This is a genomic window from Embleya sp. L77, assembly GCF_055557415.1.
This window is the reverse complement of sequence record NZ_CM145709.1, coordinates 6313759-6330184: the sequence shown is the minus strand read 5'-3', so window position 1 is coordinate 6330184 and position 16426 is coordinate 6313759. Positions and strand designations below refer to the sequence as shown.

The following is a 16426-nucleotide window of genomic DNA, read 5'->3' as shown; positions in this document are numbered from 1 at the left end:
GCCGGCGCGGGTCGAGAACGCCGACCGACGATCACCGTCGGTGCTGTGCTCACTTGCGGGATGGCGGCCTGCGGGTGGTGGCCTGCGGGCGCCGGTGTGCCGGCGACTCACCCGCCGGGTGACCCACCCGCCGGGGCGGCTCACCTGCCGAACGCCTCACATGCTGGCGATCAGCTTCTCCACCCGGTCGTCCACGGATCGGAAGGGGTCCTTGCACAGCACGGTGCGCTGCGCCTGGTCGTTGAGCTTGAGGTGCACCCAGTCGACGGTGAAGTCGCGCCGCTGCTCCTGGGCCTTCTTGATGAACTCGCCGCGCAGTCGCGCGCGAGTGGTCTGCGGCGGCAGCGATTTCGCCTCGAAGATCTTCAGATCGTTGCCGATCCGCTCGATCTGCCCGCGTCTCTCCATCAGGTAGTAGAGACCGCGGCGCCGGTGGATGTCGTGGTAGGCGAGGTCGATCTGGGCGACCCTGGGCGAGGACATGGGCAGGTTGTGCTTGGCCCGATACCGCTCGATCAGCTGGTACTTGATCACCCAGTCGATCTCACGCCCGACCAGGTCCAGGTTGCCGGAGTCGATCGCGTCGAGCGTGCGCTCCCACAGGTCGAGCACCTTCTCCACGGTGCCGGTGCGGATGCCCCGGCGGTCCGCGAACTCCTGGGCCTTGGTCAGGTATTCCCGCTGGATGTCCAGCGCGCTGGCCTCGCGGCCGTTGGCGAGCCGGACCTTGCGCGAGCCGGTCATGTCGTGACTGACCTCGCGGATCGCCCGGATCGGGTTCTCCAGGGTCAGGTCCCGCATGACGATCCCGGCCTCGATCATCCGCAACACCAGGTCGGTGGAACCGACCTTGAGCAGCGTGGTGGGCTCGGCCATGTTGGAGTCGCCGACGATCACATGCAGCCGCCGATAGCGCTCGGCGTCGGCATGCGGTTCGTCGCGCGTGTTGATTATCGGACGGGAACGGGTCGTGGCCGAACTGACGCCTTCCCAAATGTGCTCGGCACGCTGGCTGACGCAGTACACCGCACCACGCGGCGTCTGCAGCACCTTGCCCGCGCCGCACAACATCTGACGGGTCACCAGGAACGGGATGAGCACATCGGCGAGCCGGGAGAATTCCCCGTGCCGCGCCACCAGATAGTTCTCGTGGCAACCGTAGGAGTTGCCGGCGGAATCGGTGTTGTTCTTGAAGAGATACACGTCACCCGCGATGCCCTCTTCGTGCAGCCGCCGTTCGGCGTCGACGAGGAGGCCCTCGAGAATGCGCTCACCGGCCTTGTCGTGCACGACAAGTTCCGGCACCGAGTCGCACTCGGGCGTCGCGTATTCGGGGTGGCTGCCCACGTCCAGATACAGCCGGGCCCCATTGCGTAGGAAGACATTGCTGCTTCGGCCCCACGAAACGACTCGGCGGAAGAGGTAGCGCGCCACCTCGTCCGGGGAGAGCCTGCGCTGCCCCCGGAACGTACAGGTGACGCCGTACTCGTTCTCCAGCCCGAAGATGCGGCGGTCCATGCGGCAACATTACGCCGACGACGTGCCGTTCCGGGACAACTCCGCGTCGGTGGTTTCCACCAAATGGATCACGTTTGAAATCAGCCGGCCCCGACCGGCCAGCAATACCAGCAAACCGAGCCCCGCGCCGACGCTCGCGACCGCGAACGCGCCCCGCGCGCCGGCCACTTCACCGGCCCAGCCGGCCAGCCCCATGCCCAGTGCCGAACCGGCCCCGATCGCCGCCACCAGCCACGCGAACGCCTCGGTCACCGTGCCGCGCGGCGCCAACTCGTCGATCAGGGTGAACACACAGGCGATCGCCGGCGCCAGGAACACCCCGGACAGCACCGCAAGCGGCACCATCACCCATGGCCCGGGCACCGCCATCAGGGGCAGGTAACACACCGTCAGCCACCACATGAACCACAACAACCGCCGAGCCGGCGGGGTCCGCCAGGCCCGCACCCCGTGCACCAGACCACCCAGCAGCGCGCCGAAGGACATCGCCGCCAGGAACACCCCGGACAGCGCGCCGGAGTCCTCGTGATCCGCGTAGGCCACGGCCGCGACGCTGAGCACACCCAGCGCGATGCCCGCCAGGGTGAATGCGACCAGGACCACGCGCAGGCCCGCCGAGCGCAGCGCGCCCGCCCAGTGCGGGGTGTGCTGCTCGCCGCGCCAGACCCGGGAGGGCCGCGCGGTGGCCACGATCACGGTGCCCGCAACCCCGATCAGCCCGGTCAGCAGCACGGCCAGCTGCGCCGAGGCCACCTGCACCACGACCACCACGATCAGCGGCCCCACGGTGAACAGGATCTCCTGCGCGGCGGCGTCCAGGGCGTACGCCGCCTGCACCCGCTCGGGCGTGAGCACCGAGGGCCACAACGCCCGCAGCCCCGCCTCCAGGGGCGGCGTGGTGAAGCCCGCGACCAGCACCGAGGCCACCGCAAGCGGCAGTGGATACGCACCCACCAGCGCGAAGACCGCGTAGGCCAGCGCCGAGACCGTCGCCGAGCCCAGCAACACGCCGGTCTGCCCACGACGATCCATCCACCGACCCAGCACCGGCTGCCCGGCCGCACTGGCCAGGCCGTAGACCGCGGACAGCGCGCCCGCGAGCCCGTAGCCGCCGCCGTCCGCGCGCACCAGCAACAGCACCGCCAACGCGCCCATGCCGTTGGGCAATCGGCCGAACAGCGTGCCGCCGAGCAACCGCGCCGCGTACGGCACCCGAAGCAGGTCCAGATAGGTCCGCATCCGCGGTACCGCCCTCCCGTGCCGCGGCCGGCACACTCTCAGCACCCGAAGTCATACGTATGACTCCCGAACACCACTGTGCCGCCGAGCCGACACGATGGCAAGCGGGTTCTACGCTTGGCCCGCACCGTCCGCCGACACCGCCCGAGGTCCCCTTGCCGTCGCCCCAGCCCCCCGCCGGTCGCCCGACCAGCAAGGACGTCGCCAAACACGCCGGCGTGTCGCAGTCCACCGTGTCCCTGGTGCTCGCCGAGAAATGGCGCGGCCGGGTCTCCCCCGCCACCGTCGAGGCGGTCCGCGACGCGGTCGCGGCGCTCGGCTACCGGCCCAACAGCTCGGCTCGTTCGCTGCGCCTGGGCCGCACACACACCGTGATGCTCGTCGTGCCCGTGCTCACCTCGCCGTTCTTCGGCGCGGTGCACACCGGGGCCGCGCAGGTCGCGGCCGAGCGCGACTTCGGCGTGGTGGTCTACCCCACCCGCGACGGCGTCGACCTGGCCCCGAACCCGTTCTCCTCGGCCGCCATCGACGGCGTGCTGGCCTCCTCGATGGCCGCCGAGCCGCTGGACGTACTGCGCTCGGCCGGACCCGGCACCGAGGACCTGCCACTGGTGATGCTGGACAGCGAACCCGGGCGCGGCGTGCCGACTGTGAACGACGACGTCGCCGAGGGCATGCGCACCCTCGCCGAGTACCTGGTCGGCCTGGGCCACCGCCGGGTCGCCCGACTGCGCTCCGCCGTGCAGACCTGGACCTTCCGGGCCCGGGACGCCGCCTTCCGCGCCGCGCTCGGGCCCGCCGAGGTGGTCGCCGAGGCCACCGCGCCACTGACCCTGGACGGCGGGCGCACGGCCGCCCTGACACTGCTCGCCTCGCCCGCCCGACCCACCGTGCTGGTGTGCGACGACGACCTCCAGGCGGCCGGCGCCTACAAGGCGGCCCGCGCGCTCGGTCGCCGGGTGCCCCGGGACGTGTCCGTCACCGGCTTCGGCGACCTGCGCTACGCACGCGTGGTCGAGCCGGAGCTGACCACCGTGCGCCTGCCCGCCGTCGAACTGGGCGCACGCGGCATGACCGCGCTGCTCGACCTGCTGGACACCGGCGACGCGGGCCCGGACGTGGTGCTGCCCGGCGAATTGCTGGTCCGCGGCTCCACAGCACCCCCGGCGTCCGGCTGACCCGCCGCCGAGGCCCGACACGCGTCAGGGCCCGCGTACCGACGCGGTACGCGGGCCCTGTGACGTGTGGGTGACTACTCCTCGCCGGTCTCCGGCGTGGCCTCGGGCGCGGTCTCGGCCGCCCCCTCCTCGACGACCTCGACGGCCCCCTCGCCGGCCGGCTCCGCCTCGCCGAGCAGGCGGGTCAGCTGACCGCCCACCAGGCGCTTGAACTTGCGCTGCTGGGGCCGGGTCCGGTCCAGCGTGGCGACCTCCAACTGCGAGGCCGTGATCGAGCGCTTCTCGCCGACGCCGTCGCGCGAGAGCGCGTCGACCGCGACCTTGAGCGCGGCTTCGAGGGTGAGCCCCTCGCGGTGGTGGCGCTTGAGCTGCTCGGTGATCTGCTCGACGTTGCCGCCCATGGCGACGTAATTGTGCTCGTCGGCCACCGAGCCGTCGTAGGTGAGCCGATAGATCTGGTCGTCCTCCGGGGCGCTGCCGACCTCGGCGACGATCAGCTCCACCTCGTACGGCTTCTCGCCGCCGCTGGAGAAGATGGTGCCCAGCGTCTGCGCGTACACGTTCGCCAACCCGCGGGCGGTGACGTCGTTGCGCGCGTACGAGTAGCCGCGGATGTCGGCGTAGCGCACGCCGCCGATCCGCAGGTTCTCGAACTCGTTGTACTTGCCGACCGCGGCGAACGCGATGCGGTCGTAGATCTCGCTGATCTTGTGCAGGGCGCGAGAGTAGTTCTCCGCCACGAACAGGATGCCGTCCGCGTAGGTCAGCACGACCACACTGCGGCCGCGGGCGATGCCCTTGCGGGCATAGTCGGCCCGGTCCGCCATGGCCTGCTGCGGCGACACATAGAAGGGCGTCGTCACCGTGGAGTCCTTTTCGTCGGAGCCGGTCTCGAAGGGTCGGCTGGTCGGGTCCTCGACATCGGGGTCACGTCAGCGGTGAGGTCGGGCCGTTGGGGTTGTCCATCCGGGCGTCGACCACGGTGCGGACGATTCGGCCGACCTCCTCCGAGGAGAGCCGGCGGATGCCGTCCTCGGTCACCAGGGTCACCACCGGGAAGATCCGCCGAGTCAGGTCCGGCCCGCCGGTGGCCGAGTCGTCGTCGGCCGCGTCGTAGAGCGCCTGGATGCACACCGTCACGATGCCGTCGGCGTCCAGGCCGGGACGGTACAGCTTCTTCAGCGCGCCCCGGGCGAACAGCGAGCCCGAGCCCACCGAGTGGAAGCCGTGCTCCTCGGATCGGCCACCGGTGATGTCGTAGCTGAAGATCCGCCCGATTCCGCCCTCCAGGTCGAAGCCGGCGAACAGCGGCACCACCGCGAGACCCTGCATGGCCATCCCGAGGTTGCCGCGGATCATCTGCGACAGCCGGTTGGCCTTGCCCTCGAGGGACAGCGTGGTGCCCTCGATCTTCTCGTAGTGCTCCAGCTCGACCTGGAACAGCCGAACCATCTCGACCGCGAGGCCGGCGGTGCCGGCGATGCCCACGACCGAGTACTCGTCGGCGGGGAACACCTTCTCGATGTCCCGCTGTGCGATCAGGTTCCCCATCGTGGCCCGCCGGTCGCCGGCCATCACCACGCCACCGTCGAACGTCGCGGTCACGATCGTCGTGCCGTGCGGCGCCTCGATCGTCACGGGCTGCACCGGAGGCGTCCTACGCGCGGGCAACAGTTCGGGCCGGTAGGCGTCGAGAAATTCGGCGAACGAGGACGACCCGGGGGTCAGGAAGGCAGCCGGTAGACGCCCGGTGCCACGAGTGTTGGCTTCCACACGATCCCTTCCACATAGGTTGCGGCCCGGCGCAACGCGTCGGGTCGATCCTTGAACATGCCCAGTGCGGCATTGCAGTTGAAGCAGAGTACGGCTCGGACCTTACCGGTTTCGTGATCATGATCGACGTGTTCGGGCCTGGTGGCCACACAGATCGGACATACGCCCATTTGGTCGGTGAGCATGCGCTGCAGGTCGGCCTCGGTGAGGCCGTATTTGCGCATGAAGTATCCGGCTCGGCCGTCGACTTTACGACAGGATTTACAGCGCGCCGCGAGCCCGTCCCATTGTCGCGAACTTTTATGCCACTCGGAATGCGGTTTAATCTGTTCACACTTCGGACAACGCTTGTGGCCGTCCGGCACATCGATCTTGGGACGCACCTTGAAACCCGCGCGCTCCCTGCGGGCTCGATAGGAAATCGCCGCACGCTTTCGATTGCACGCAAGGCAATAGAATGAAAGCCCGTCAGGACTCGTCGCGTTGGATCCGAAGTCCTGAGCAGGCTTCCACTCCTTACAGTCGGGGCAATTCTTGCCCGATTCCAAATCGGACATTTAGTGCTATTCCCCACCCTTCTGGACAAATCCCCTAACGAATTCCTCAGCGTTCTCCTCGAGCACCTCGTCGATTTCGTCCAATACCGAGTCGACGTCATCCGTCAACTTCTCGTGGCGTTCCTGCACGTCGGACTGAGTCTCGGCAGTGGTCTCCTCGACCTCTTCCGAGCGCTTAGTCGCGCGCTGTTGACCGCCGCTGTCCTTAGTGGCCATGTCACTCACCCCACCTTGTGATCATTTCCTTGAACCGGTGCCTATCCATTCCTCGGAGCATCCACACCCCCGATCCCGAAGGATCGGGGGTGTAAGTGCCAACGAGTGTCGGATGCCAGGTGTTCCGGAACGGGATTTATCCGTTCATTCGCTTTGTTCCCGCGAACGAACGAGGTCACCCACCCGTGAGGGCGCGGACCAGATCCTCGGCCGTGCGGCAGCGGTCGAGCAGGTCCTTCACGTGAGCCTTCGTCCCGCGCAGCGGTTCCAGGGTGGGTACCCGCTGGAGCGAGTCGTGACCCGCGACGTCGAAGATCACCGAGTCCCACGACGCGGCCGCGACCTCGTCGGCGTACTGCTCCAGACATCGACCGCGGAAGTAGGCCCGGGTGTCCTCCGGCGGCAGGTGCACGGCGCGCTGCACCTCGGCCTCGCCGGCGATCCGCTCGAAGCGGTCCTCCAGCTTGTTGTACAGGCCCTTGTCCGGCCGTACGTCGGCGTACTGGAGGTCGACCAGGTGCAGCCTGGGCGCGTCCCAGTCCAGCGCGTCGCGCTGGCGGTAGCCCTCCAGGAGCTGGAGCTTGGCCACCCAGTCCAGCTCGCGCGCGAGCGACATCGGATCGGTCTCCAGCCGGGCGAGCACCGATTCCCAGCGGTCGAGCACGTCGGTGGTGTCCTCGTCGACGTCCTTGCCGAACCGGTTCTCGACGTACTTGCGGGCCAACTCCAGGTATTCCAGCTGGAGCTGGATCGCGGTCAGTTTGCGACCGCTGCGCAGCGTGATCAGCTGCTTGAGAGTGGGGTCGTGGGAGACCTCGTGCAGCGTGCGCACGGGCTGGTCCACGGTCAGGTCGTTGCCGAGGAAACGATCCTCGATCATCGACAGGACGAGCGCGGTGGTACCGAGCTTGAGGTAGGTGGACACCTCGGAGAGGTTGGCGTCGCCGATGATCACGTGCAGGCGCCGATACTTCTCGGCGTCGGCGTGCGGCTCGTCGCGGGTGTTGATGATCGGCCGCTTGAGCGTGGTCTCCAGGCCCACCTCGACCTCGAAGTAGTCCGCCCGCTGGCTGATCTGGAAGCCGTGCGCGGAGCCGTCCTGGCCGATGCCCACCCGGCCCGCGCCGCAGATCACCTGCCGGGAGACGAAGAACGGGGTCAGGTGTCGCACGATGTCGGCGAACGGCGTGGCGCGCTGCATGAGGTAGTTCTCGTGCGTGCCGTAGGACGCGCCCTTGTTGTCGGTGTTGTTCTTGTACAGCAGGATCTGCTGCCCGCCGGGCAGCTCGCCGGCCCGCCGTGCAGCCTCGGCCATGATCCGTTCGCCGGCCTTGTCCCAGATCACCGCGTCGCGGGGATTGGTGGTTTCGGGCGCGCTGTACTCCGGGTGGGCGTGGTCGACGTAGAGCCGAGCACCGTTGGTCAGGATCACGTTGGCGAGACCGACGTCCTCGTCGGTCAGCTGGCTGGAGTCGGCCAGCTCGCGCGCGAGGTCGAACCCGCGCGCGTCGCGCAGCGGATTCTCTTCCTCGAAGTCCCAGCGGGCCCGGCGGGCACGCTGCATCGCTGCGGCGTACGCGTTCACGATCTGGGAAGACGTCAACATCGCGTTGGCGTTCGGATGTCCGGGTACGGAGATCCCGTACTCGGTTTCAATGCCCATCACACGCCGGACGGTCATGCGACCCCCTCGTCCCTCACCCGGCCGGTACCCGATCCACACTCACCGTGATCCGGGTACACCCTGGTCATGCTGCCGAGCCTATTGCCGTCGGATTGCCTTGGGGATACGGCCGGAACTATTGCCCTGTGCGGAAATGTCGTCCCGGCACGGCGCCGCGGCCCGTGTTCGACCTGAACACGGGCCGCGGCATCGGTGGTCAATCGGTACTCGATCGGGATCAGAGGTACTGACCGGTATTGGCCACGGTGTCGATGGAGCGCCCGGCCTCGTCGCCCTGCTTGCCCGAGACCAGAGTGCGGATGTAGACGATCCGCTCGCCCTTCTTGCCCGAGATCCGCGCCCAGTCGTCGGGGTTGGTGGTGTTGGGCAGGTCCTCGTTCTCCTTGAACTCGTCGACGCACGCGGCGAGCAGGTGGGCCACCCGGATGCCCTTCTGGCGGTGTTCCAGGAAGTCCTTGATCGCCATCTTCTTCGCGCGGCCCACGATGTTCTCGATCATCGCGCCGGAGTTGAAGTCCTTGAAGTACAGGGTCTCCTTGTCACCGTTGGCGTAGGTGACCTCCAGGAAGCGGTTCTCGTCGTTCTCGGAGTACATCCGCTCCACGGCGACCTGGATCATGCCGGTGACGGTGGCGGCCCGGTTGCCGCCGTGTTCCACCAGGTCGTCGTCGTGCAGGGGCAGCGAGACCTTGAGGTACTTGGCGAAGATGTCCTTGGCCGCCTCGGCGTCCGGACGCTCGATCTTGATCTTCACGTCGAGCCGACCCGGTCGCAGGATGGCCGGGTCGATCATGTCCTCGCGGTTGGAGGCGCCGATCACGATGACGTTCTCCAGGCCCTCCACGCCGTCGATCTCGGACAACAGCTGGGGGACGATGGTGTTCTCCACGTCCGAGCTGACGCCCGATCCTCGGGTGCGGAAGAGCGAGTCCATCTCGTCGAAGAAGACGATGACGGGCGTGCCCTCGCTGGCCTTCTCCCGGGCCCGCTGGAAGACCAGGCGGATGTGCCGCTCGGTCTCGCCGACGTACTTGTTGAGCAGCTCGGGGCCCTTGATGTTGAGGAAGTAGCTCTTGCCCTGTTCGTTGCCCTGGGCCTCGGCGACCTTCTTCGCGAGCGAGTTGGCGACCGCCTTGGCGATCAACGTCTTGCCGCAGCCGGGGGGGCCGTAGAGCAGGATGCCCTTGGGCGGGCGGAGCTCGTGCTCCTTGAACAGGTCGGGGTGCAGGTAGGGCAGCTCGACCGCGTCCCGGATCATCTCGATCTGGTTCCGCAGACCGCCGATCTTGGTGTAGTCGATGTCCGGGACCTCTTCGAGGACCAGCTCCTCGACCTCGCTCTTGGGAACCCGCTCGTAGACGTAGCCCGATCGCGAGTCGAGCAGCAGCGAGTCCCCCGCACGCAGCGGGGAATCCAGGAGCGGTTCGGCGAGGCGCACCACGCGCTCCTCGTCGGTGTGCCCGATGACCAGCGCTCGTTCGCCGTCCTCCAGCAGCTCCTTGAGCATCACCACGTCGCCGACGCGCTCGAACTCCATCGCGTCGACCACGTTCATGGCCTCGTTGAGCATGACCTCTTGGCCACGCCGGAGTTCGTCGAGTTCGATGTTGGGGCTGACGTTCACCCGGAGCTTGCGCCCGCCGGTGAAGATGTCCGCCGTGCCGTCCTCGTTGGCCTGTAGGAACACGCCGAACCCCGAGGGGGGTTGGGCGAGTCGGTCCACTTCCTCCTTGAGGGCCACGATCTGGTCGCGGGCCTCCCTCAAGGTCGCGACCAATCGCTCGTTCTGTGTGGTCATGCCGGCCAAGGACGTCTGGAGATCGACGACCCGCTCCTCGAGCAAACGGCTCTGGCGCGGTGAGTCGGCGAGCTTGCGACGCAGGACGGCGACTTCCTGCTCTAGAAAAGAAACCTGGCTTACGAGGTCGTCCGTACCCCGAGCCGGCCTCCCACCACCACGGTTCATGTCGTCGTCGTGGACTGCCACGGCCCTCACCTCCTCCTGGGAGCTGCGACGTCTCCGACCCTACCTACGGCAGGAGGGGTTGAAACCCCTTGATCAGCAAGACTGTCCGGGCGTGTCCGATCTTCACCCGTGCGATTGCCCCCACGCTTGTGAGGATCAGATACCCACCTCATCACCTCGGGAAGCAGGCGCGAGTAGGGTCTGTCGAGCGCGTGTCGATACGAATCGGTGAAGAGTGAGGCCCCATGTCCGCAGAAAACGAACCCCTCGAGGTCTGGATCGATCAGGATCTCTGCACCGGGGACGGTATCTGCGTCCAATACGCGCGAGAGGTTTTCGAGCTGGACATCGACGGGCTGGCGTACGTCAAGGGTGCCGACGACGAGCTGCGCACCGAACCGGGAGCGGTGGTTCCGGTGCCCGGGCCGCTACTCGTGGAAGTGATCGACGCCACACGCAAGTGCCCGGGCGAGTGCATCCACATGCGCCGGATTTCCGACGGCGTCGAGGTGTTTGGCCCGGACGTCGCCTGAATTCCGCTTCGTACACCGGTGTCTGGCGACGCGTCAGATCCGCTCGGCACCGAGCGGGGTCAGTCGCCAACGAAGCGTTCCGTCCAGATCGGGGCAGCAGCGAGGCCCGTCGGGGACGGACCAGCCCCGGGTGCGGGCGGTGATCGTGTCGCCGCTGCGGGTGACATCGCTCACCAGGAGGCCCTCGTCGGTGTCGAGCAGGGTGGCCACCAGTCGCGGTGGGCCGGTGTCCGCGTCGCCGTAGGCCAGCAGCGCCGCGGGCGGGCTGCCGGAGCCGGCCGCGCACTCGACCCGGACCACGGTGGGACCGGTGGGGTCGGTCAGCACGGTCTGGATCCGAGTGCCCACGCCCGGGCAGTCGAGCGGGAACGCGACGTTCGCAAGCTCCGCCTCGGTGGGGCCGGCGGCGGTTCGGCTGCGGCTGCCGGCGAGCGGCACGGTCTGCGCGGCTTCGGGGGCGGGCCCCGCCGATCGACCCTGGTTCGACGTGTTCTCGGTGTGCTCGCCCGGTTGGATCGTGCGCGGCGCGGCCGGTGGATCCTGTTGGTTGGGGCGGTGCCTGGCCGGTGCGGTGACGCCGGGTATGCCGCCGTCCAGCGAGGCCGCGGTCCAGATCACCAGGCCGGTGCCCACGATGAAGACGAACACGACGGCCGCGGCGGCGAAGGCGATGCCGTTGCGCACGTCGGGGACCTCGACGTGCCTGGGCACGGAGGTGTCGGGTGGTGCGTCGGTGGTCACGAGCCCGCGGGTACTGTCGCCGCGCGCGGGCCGGGTCTCGAAGTGATCGTCCGCCACGGTGGACGACCCTATGCGGCGGGCCGGGTCCTGGTATAGGGTCCCCGACCCGCCTTGTCTCAACCATTGCCTGACGATGGGTCAGGATTCGAGCGGGGCTCCGGCTTCCGCGCCGGGGCCGGCGTAGTCGTCGCCGTAGGAGCCCTTGGACGGGCGGCGCCGGCGCAGCGGCGGCTCGACGCCGTCGGCGAGGCGCCGGGCGGTGACCAGGAAGCCGGTGTGGCCGATCATCCGGTGGTCGGGGCGGACCGCGAGGCCTTCGACGTGCCAGGAGCGGACCATCGACTCGAACGGCTGCGGCTCGGTGAAGCAGTTCATCACGCGCATGGTCTCCACGGTGCGCGAGAGCTGCGTGGTGGTGGCCACGTAGCAGCACACCAGGCCGCCGGGGGCGAGTGCCTTGTAGACCGCGTCCAGGCATTCCCAGGGCGCGAGCATGTCGAGGATGACCCGGTCGACGCCGGTCTCCACGAGGTTGTCCTGGAGGTCGCCGACGGTGAGCTTCCACGCGGGGTGGGGGGCGCCGAAGTAGCGCTCGACGTTCTTGCGGGCGATGTCCGCGAAGTCCTGTCGACGTTCGTAGGAGGCGAGCTGCCCGGTGTCGCCGATGGCGCGGAGCAGGAAGGTGCTCAGCGCGCCGGAGCCGACGCCGGCCTCGACGACGCGGGCGCCGGCGAAGATGTCGGCCATCGCGAGGATCTGGCCGGCGTCCTTCGGGTAGATCACCGCGGCACCGCGGGGCATGGACAGGACGAAGTCGGGGAGCAGAGGTCGCAGCGCCAGATAGTCGGTGTTCCCGGTGGACCGTACGACGGTCCCTTCGGGAGCGCCGATCAGCGCGTCGTGTTGAAACGAGCCCTTGTGGGTGTGGAACGCCTTGCCCGCTTCGAGCGTGAAGGTGTGGTGGCGGCCCTTGGGATCGGTCAGCTGAACCTGGTCCCCGACCTGGAAGGGTCCGCGCCTGCGCGCGGCACCGGTCGGTTCGGACATGGGGGTCAGCCTAGTCGGTCGGGGGCGACGCTCCGACGCGTGGGTGCGGGCCCCGTGGGGGTCAAACCCGGACTCGGTTGCATAGCATCTTGGACGTGACTGATTCGAGCAGGCCGCAGGGACGCAGGATGCGGCAGGGCGAGGCCCCGCGCCGGGAACCGAGGCGTGGCCTGCTCATGGGTCGCCCCTTCGGAGTGCCGGTCTATGTCGCGCCGACGTGGTTCGTGATCGCCGCGGTGATCACGGTGTTGTTCGCGCCGACGTTCGAGAGCCTGTTCCCGGATCTGGGTCCGTGGCGGTTCGTGTTGTCGTTCGGCTTCGCGGTGCTGTTGTACGTGTCGGTCCTGGTGCACGAGTTGGCGCACGCGGTGACGGCGCTGCGGCTGGGCCTGCCGGTGCGGCGGATCACCATCCAGTTCCTGGGCGGGGTGTCCGAGATCGACAAGCCGGAGACGGCCCGGCACGAGTTCCTGGTGTCGGCGGCGGGTCCGGCGCTGTCGCTTGCGCTCGGTGGCGGCTTCTGGGTGATCGGCCTGGCCCTGGACGTGGACACGTTGGCGGGGCGCATGATCGCGTTGCTGGCGGTGTCCAATCTGCTGGTGGCGGCGTTCAATCTGCTGCCGGGGTTGCCGTTGGACGGTGGCCGGATGTTGCGGGCGGTGGTGTGGCGGGTCAGCGGGCGGCCGTTGGCCGGCACGATCGCCGCGTCCTGGGCCGGGCGGGTGCTGGCCGTGGTGGTGCTGATCGCGGCGGTGGTGTGGTCGCTGGGTGCGGACGCGGGGGCGCGCACGTACACACTGATCTTCGGCGCCCTGGTGGCCGGATTCATGTGGGCGGGCGCGGTGCAGTCGCTGCGCGCGGAGCGGCTTCGGGAGCGGTTGCCGGAGTTGCGGGTGCGGTTGTTGACCCGGCGGGCGATTCCGGTGGCGGCGGATGTGCCGTTGTCGGAGGCGCTGCGGCGGGCGCACGAGGAGGGCGCACGCGGGTTGGTGGTGGTGGACCGCGGTGGGGATCCGGTGGCCCTGGTGCGCGAGTCCGCGGTGTTGGCGACGCCGGAGCATCGCCGGCCGTGGGTGGCGGTGGGGCCGTTGGCGCGGGATCTGGTGCCGGGGATGAAGGTGGGCGCGGATCTGGCCGGGGAGGACCTGCTGGTGGCGATGCGGGCGGCGCCGGCGAGTGAGTACCTGGTGGTGGAGCCGGACGGTGGGGTGTACGGGGTGCTTTCCCGGACGGATGTCGAGCATGCGTTTTTGGCCATGATGCGGGGTTGAGGGCGGGGCTTTCGGCCTCATTCGCCGGCCGGGCTGGAGTGTTTGCGCGGTAGGTCTTCGCTGTTGCGGTGAGTGGTGCCGGGGCCTCTTGGGCCTCAAGCGCCGGCCGGGCTGAGGGGTTGCCCGGCCGGGCTGGGTCGTTGGCTTGGTGGGGCTGGATGGTTTGCCGGCCGGGCTTGGTTTGGTAGGCGGCTCGGGGCTGGGGGTCAGGGGGTTGGGGTGATGGTGAGGGTGTAGCGGCCCTCTTTCGTGGTGGTGATGCGCGCCGTGTTGTTGCGGGTGTCGGTGCGGGTGTGGCCGGGGCCGGCGACGTGGATGGTCGGGGGCTTGGCGTAGACGTCCTTGGGGAGGACGATCTCGGTGGGGCCGTCGGCGCCTCGGCGGGTGGTGAAGGTCAGCGTGTAGGTGCGGGTGTCCGGGTCGTAGCGGTAGCTCTCCGGGTCGCCGGCCACGGCGCGCGCGTAGGGCTGTACCAAAAGTTTGTTGTTGGGCTTCATGCGGCCGGCGGCGTCCAGGGTGCAGTAGCCGCCGCCGTTGCACCATTGCCAGCCGGCCCAGCCGCTGCCGAATCGGTCCATGGCCGCGGTCATCCGCTTGTAGAACAGCGGGATGTTGGGCAGCGACTGGTCGGGCGGGCCCCACTCCCCCACGATCACCGGGAGTTTGTTCGCCTTCGGGTAGGCGCTGATCGCGGCCTCGTAGTTCTCGATGAAGCCGCCGTCGGGGTCGTAGTCGGCGCCGGTCTCCATCGCGCTCTCGTAGAAGTGCGGGGCGTAGGCGACCTTGTCGTCGGTGATCGGGCCGAGCGCGGTGGGCAGGCCGAGGCCGACCACGGGGGTGGGTTCGACGAGGATCCAGTTGCGTCGGTCGACCAGGCGGATGGCGTCGGTGAGCCGGTTCCACATGTCGGTGATCTGTGTCGATTCGAGCCGGGCGGCGGCGGTGGGGATGTCCTCGCCGTCACGGAAGCGGCCCATCGGTTCGTTCATCAGGTCGTAGCCGAGCACGGCGGGGTGTCGGCCGAAGGTCGCGGCGACCTTGATCCACATCGCGGCCTGCGCGCGCTGGAGGTCGCGGTCCGCGTACAGGTGGTCGAACGCGGCCTGCACGCCGGGCGTGTAGTACTCGGCGAACCAGTCGCCGGGGACCGGCTCGTACGGCAGGCCCTCGTCGCGGGTGGTCCATTCCGGGTTGCCCCGGTGGTCGTTGAAGTACGGCCCGTAGATGTCCTGGTGGGCGTCCAGGACGACCTTGATCCGGTACTTGTCCGCCCAGCCCAGGATCCGCTCGATCCGGGCCAGGTAGTCGCGGCTGTACCGGCCCGGGCGCGGCTCCAGGTCGTCCCAGAAGAACAGCACCCGGGCCAGGTTGAAGCCGCGCTCGGACAGTTCGCGGAACTGGGTCTCGGTGACGTTCTTGAACGCGTCCGCGCCGCGGTGGTCCTTGTCGCCGATGTTGAACCCGCGCCACTGGGTCGCCCGGCCGTGCTCGTCGGCGATGAAGGTGCGGTCGCCGACGGTGACCTTGTCCGGCGTGCGGCCGTGCCGGTCGCCGTGCCCGTACGCGGGCGCGGGCAGGCTCGCCAGGAGCAGGCCGGCGGCGATCGCGGCGGCGTGCGTGCGGGGGCGGGTGAGGACGCGCATGGGGCCTCCGTCGAGGTGCGGAAGGGGGTGCCTGGGACTCGCGGTGCCGGGACTCTACTGAGCGGTAGCAGCGATTGACAGGGTGCGCGGCCCCTCGGGCGCACAGGGTGTCGCCCCACGCGCTTAGGGTGTTCGGCATGAGCGTCAGCCCCTCCGAAACCACCTCCGCCGAGGAATCCTCCGTCGTCGGGCCCGCGGTCGAGACCACGACCGTCGTGGTGCCCGCTCCGGCCGGCGAGCGGGCGCCGCGGCCGCCGGTGTCGTTGTCGCCGTCCCGGGCCGCGGACTTCATGCAGTGTCCGCTGCTGTATCGGCTGCGGGTGATCGACAAGCTGCCGGAGAAGCCGAGTGCGGCGGCCACCCGCGGCACGGTGGTGCACACGGTGCTGGAGCGCCTGTTCGACCTGCCCAGCGGCGAGCGCACCCCGGAGCGCGCGTTGGCGATGGTGCGGCCGGCATGGGACGAGTTGTTGGCCGAGCGGCCGGAGCTGGCCGAGTTGTTCGGCGCGGACGCCGCGAGCCTGGGCGCGTGGTTGCAGGACGCGGACAAGCTGGTCGAGCGCTATTTCACGCTGGAGGATCCCAACCGGCTGGAGCCGGCCCGCCGGGAGCTCTATGTGGAGACGACGCTGGACGACGGCCTGGTGCTGCGCGGGATCGTGGACCGGCTCGACGTGGCGCCGGCGGGCGATCTGCGGGTGGTGGACTACAAGACGGGCAAGGCGCCGTCGCCGATGTTCCAGGACAAGCCGCTGTTCCAGATGAAGTTCTACGCGCTGGTGTTGTGGCGGCAACACGGGCGGGTGCCGCGCCGGTTGCAGCTGGTCTATCTGGGCAGCGGCGACGTGATCACCTACGACCCGGACGAGGGCGAGTTGTTGGCGGTGGAGCGCAAGCTGCGAGCGCTGTGGCAGGCGATCGACCTGGCCACCCGGACCGGTGAGTGGCTGCCCCGGAAGTCCAAGCTGTGCGGGTGGTGCGATCACCGGGAGGTGTGCCCCGAGTTCGGTGGCACACCCCCGGTGTATCCGCTGCCGGTGGTGCCGGCGTAGGTCCCCTG

At 69.0% G+C, this 16426-nt stretch carries 15 protein-coding genes; 4 read left to right on the top strand and 11 right to left on the bottom strand.

Annotated features, from left to right (window positions below):
• Window positions 1–156 precede the first annotated feature (156 nt).
• Both pafA and ACZOOI_RS26850 read right to left on the bottom strand, forming a co-directional pair.
• Window positions 157–1518 (bottom strand): Pup--protein ligase, encoded by a 1362-nt coding sequence (pafA, locus tag ACZOOI_RS26855; protein ID WP_360306344.1) that lies wholly within the window; start codon window positions 1516–1518, stop codon window positions 157–159.
• Between the two features lie 9 nt (window positions 1519–1527).
• Entirely contained in the window at window positions 1528–2757 is a 1230-nt protein-coding gene (locus ACZOOI_RS26850; protein WP_465278251.1) for an MFS transporter, read from the bottom strand.
• A gap of 155 nt (window positions 2758–2912) precedes the next feature.
• On the opposite strand from ACZOOI_RS26850, the gene ACZOOI_RS26845 reads away from it, so the two are divergent.
• Window positions 2913–3935 carry a LacI family DNA-binding transcriptional regulator gene (locus tag ACZOOI_RS26845; protein WP_465278250.1) on the top strand — a complete coding sequence of 341 codons (1023 nt, stop codon included), beginning with the start codon at window positions 2913–2915 and terminating at the stop codon, window positions 3933–3935.
• Between the two features lie 74 nt (window positions 3936–4009).
• On the opposite strand, the gene prcA is transcribed toward ACZOOI_RS26845, so the two are convergent.
• The 6 genes from prcA to arc all read right to left on the bottom strand — a co-directional run bounded on the left by prcA (window position 4010) and on the right by arc (window position 10152).
• A complete protein-coding gene (gene prcA, locus ACZOOI_RS26840) occupies window positions 4010–4798 on the bottom strand; it encodes a proteasome subunit alpha (protein ID WP_391581973.1) in 789 nt (262 codons plus the stop codon).
• Window positions 4799–4862: 64 nt separating this feature from the next.
• Window positions 4863–5708 (bottom strand): proteasome subunit beta, encoded by an 846-nt coding sequence (prcB, locus tag ACZOOI_RS26835; RefSeq protein ID WP_465278249.1) that lies wholly within the window; start codon window positions 5706–5708, stop codon window positions 4863–4865.
• Complete coding sequence (locus tag ACZOOI_RS26830) at window positions 5660–6265, bottom strand: endonuclease VII domain-containing protein (protein ID WP_465278248.1); 606 nt, start codon at window positions 6263–6265, stop codon at window positions 5660–5662. Before ACZOOI_RS26830 ends, prcB begins: the two co-directional genes overlap by 49 nt.
• 6 nt (window positions 6266–6271) lie before the next feature.
• Complete coding sequence (locus ACZOOI_RS26825; protein WP_391581970.1) at window positions 6272–6481, bottom strand: ubiquitin-like protein Pup; 210 nt, start codon at window positions 6479–6481, stop codon at window positions 6272–6274.
• Between the two features lie 175 nt (window positions 6482–6656).
• The gene (gene dop / locus ACZOOI_RS26820) at window positions 6657–8162 is read right to left on the bottom strand and encodes a depupylase/deamidase Dop (RefSeq protein ID WP_391581969.1); all 1506 of its coding nucleotides are present in this window, start codon (window positions 8160–8162) and stop codon (window positions 6657–6659) included.
• A 220-nt stretch (window positions 8163–8382) separates the two neighbouring features.
• Entirely contained in the window at window positions 8383–10152 is a 1770-nt protein-coding gene (arc, locus tag ACZOOI_RS26815; RefSeq protein ID WP_391581968.1) for a proteasome ATPase, read from the bottom strand.
• Between the two features lie 224 nt (window positions 10153–10376).
• Between arc and ACZOOI_RS26810 the strand changes: the two genes are divergently transcribed.
• A complete protein-coding gene (locus ACZOOI_RS26810) occupies window positions 10377–10664 on the top strand; it encodes a ferredoxin (RefSeq protein WP_465278247.1) in 288 nt (95 codons plus the stop codon).
• Window positions 10665–10697: 33 nt separating this feature from the next.
• Here ACZOOI_RS26810 and ACZOOI_RS26805 read toward each other — a convergent pair whose 3' ends face one another.
• Window positions 10698–11462, bottom strand: coding sequence for a hypothetical protein (locus ACZOOI_RS26805; RefSeq protein ID WP_465278246.1), 765 nt, complete (start codon window positions 11460–11462; stop codon window positions 10698–10700).
• Window positions 11463–11543: 81 nt separating this feature from the next.
• Entirely contained in the window at window positions 11544–12452 is a 909-nt protein-coding gene (locus ACZOOI_RS26800; protein ID WP_355532594.1) for a tRNA (adenine-N1)-methyltransferase, read from the bottom strand.
• Between the two features lie 95 nt (window positions 12453–12547).
• Between ACZOOI_RS26800 and ACZOOI_RS26795 the strand changes: the two genes are divergently transcribed.
• Entirely contained in the window at window positions 12548–13723 is a 1176-nt protein-coding gene (locus tag ACZOOI_RS26795; RefSeq protein WP_465278245.1) for a M50 family metallopeptidase, read from the top strand.
• 206 nt (window positions 13724–13929) lie between these two features.
• On the opposite strand, the gene ACZOOI_RS26790 is transcribed toward ACZOOI_RS26795, so the two are convergent.
• Window positions 13930–15366 (bottom strand): cellulase family glycosylhydrolase, encoded by a 1437-nt coding sequence (locus ACZOOI_RS26790; protein ID WP_465278244.1) that lies wholly within the window; start codon window positions 15364–15366, stop codon window positions 13930–13932.
• Window positions 15367–15503: 137 nt separating this feature from the next.
• Between ACZOOI_RS26790 and ACZOOI_RS26785 the strand changes: the two genes are divergently transcribed.
• The gene (locus ACZOOI_RS26785) at window positions 15504–16418 is read left to right on the top strand and encodes a RecB family exonuclease (RefSeq protein WP_465278243.1); all 915 of its coding nucleotides are present in this window, start codon (window positions 15504–15506) and stop codon (window positions 16416–16418) included.
• Window positions 16419–16426: the final 8 nt, after the last annotated feature.

Excerpts from the sequence above, each read along its gene's own strand:
- ACZOOI_RS26830 (WP_465278248.1), bottom strand. The coding sequence starts at position 6,265 with ATGTCCGATTTGGAATCGGGCAAGAATTGCCCCGACTGTAAGGAGTGG.
- ACZOOI_RS26785 (WP_465278243.1), top strand. The coding sequence starts at position 15,504 with ATGAGCGTCAGCCCCTCCGAAACCACCTCCGCCGAGGAATCCTCCGTC.
- ACZOOI_RS26825 (WP_391581970.1), bottom strand. The coding sequence starts at position 6,481 with ATGGCCACTAAGGACAGCGGCGGTCAACAGCGCGCGACTAAGCGCTCG.
- ACZOOI_RS26790 (WP_465278244.1), bottom strand. The coding sequence starts at position 15,366 with ATGCGCGTCCTCACCCGCCCCCGCACGCACGCCGCCGCGATCGCCGCC.
- ACZOOI_RS26850 (WP_465278251.1), bottom strand. The coding sequence starts at position 2,757 with ATGCGGACCTATCTGGACCTGCTTCGGGTGCCGTACGCGGCGCGGTTG.
- ACZOOI_RS26810 (WP_465278247.1), top strand. The coding sequence starts at position 10,377 with ATGTCCGCAGAAAACGAACCCCTCGAGGTCTGGATCGATCAGGATCTC.
- ACZOOI_RS26800 (WP_355532594.1), bottom strand. The coding sequence starts at position 12,452 with ATGTCCGAACCGACCGGTGCCGCGCGCAGGCGCGGACCCTTCCAGGTC.
- dop (WP_391581969.1), bottom strand. The coding sequence starts at position 8,162 with ATGACCGTCCGGCGTGTGATGGGCATTGAAACCGAGTACGGGATCTCC.
- pafA (WP_360306344.1), bottom strand. The coding sequence starts at position 1,518 with ATGGACCGCCGCATCTTCGGGCTGGAGAACGAGTACGGCGTCACCTGT.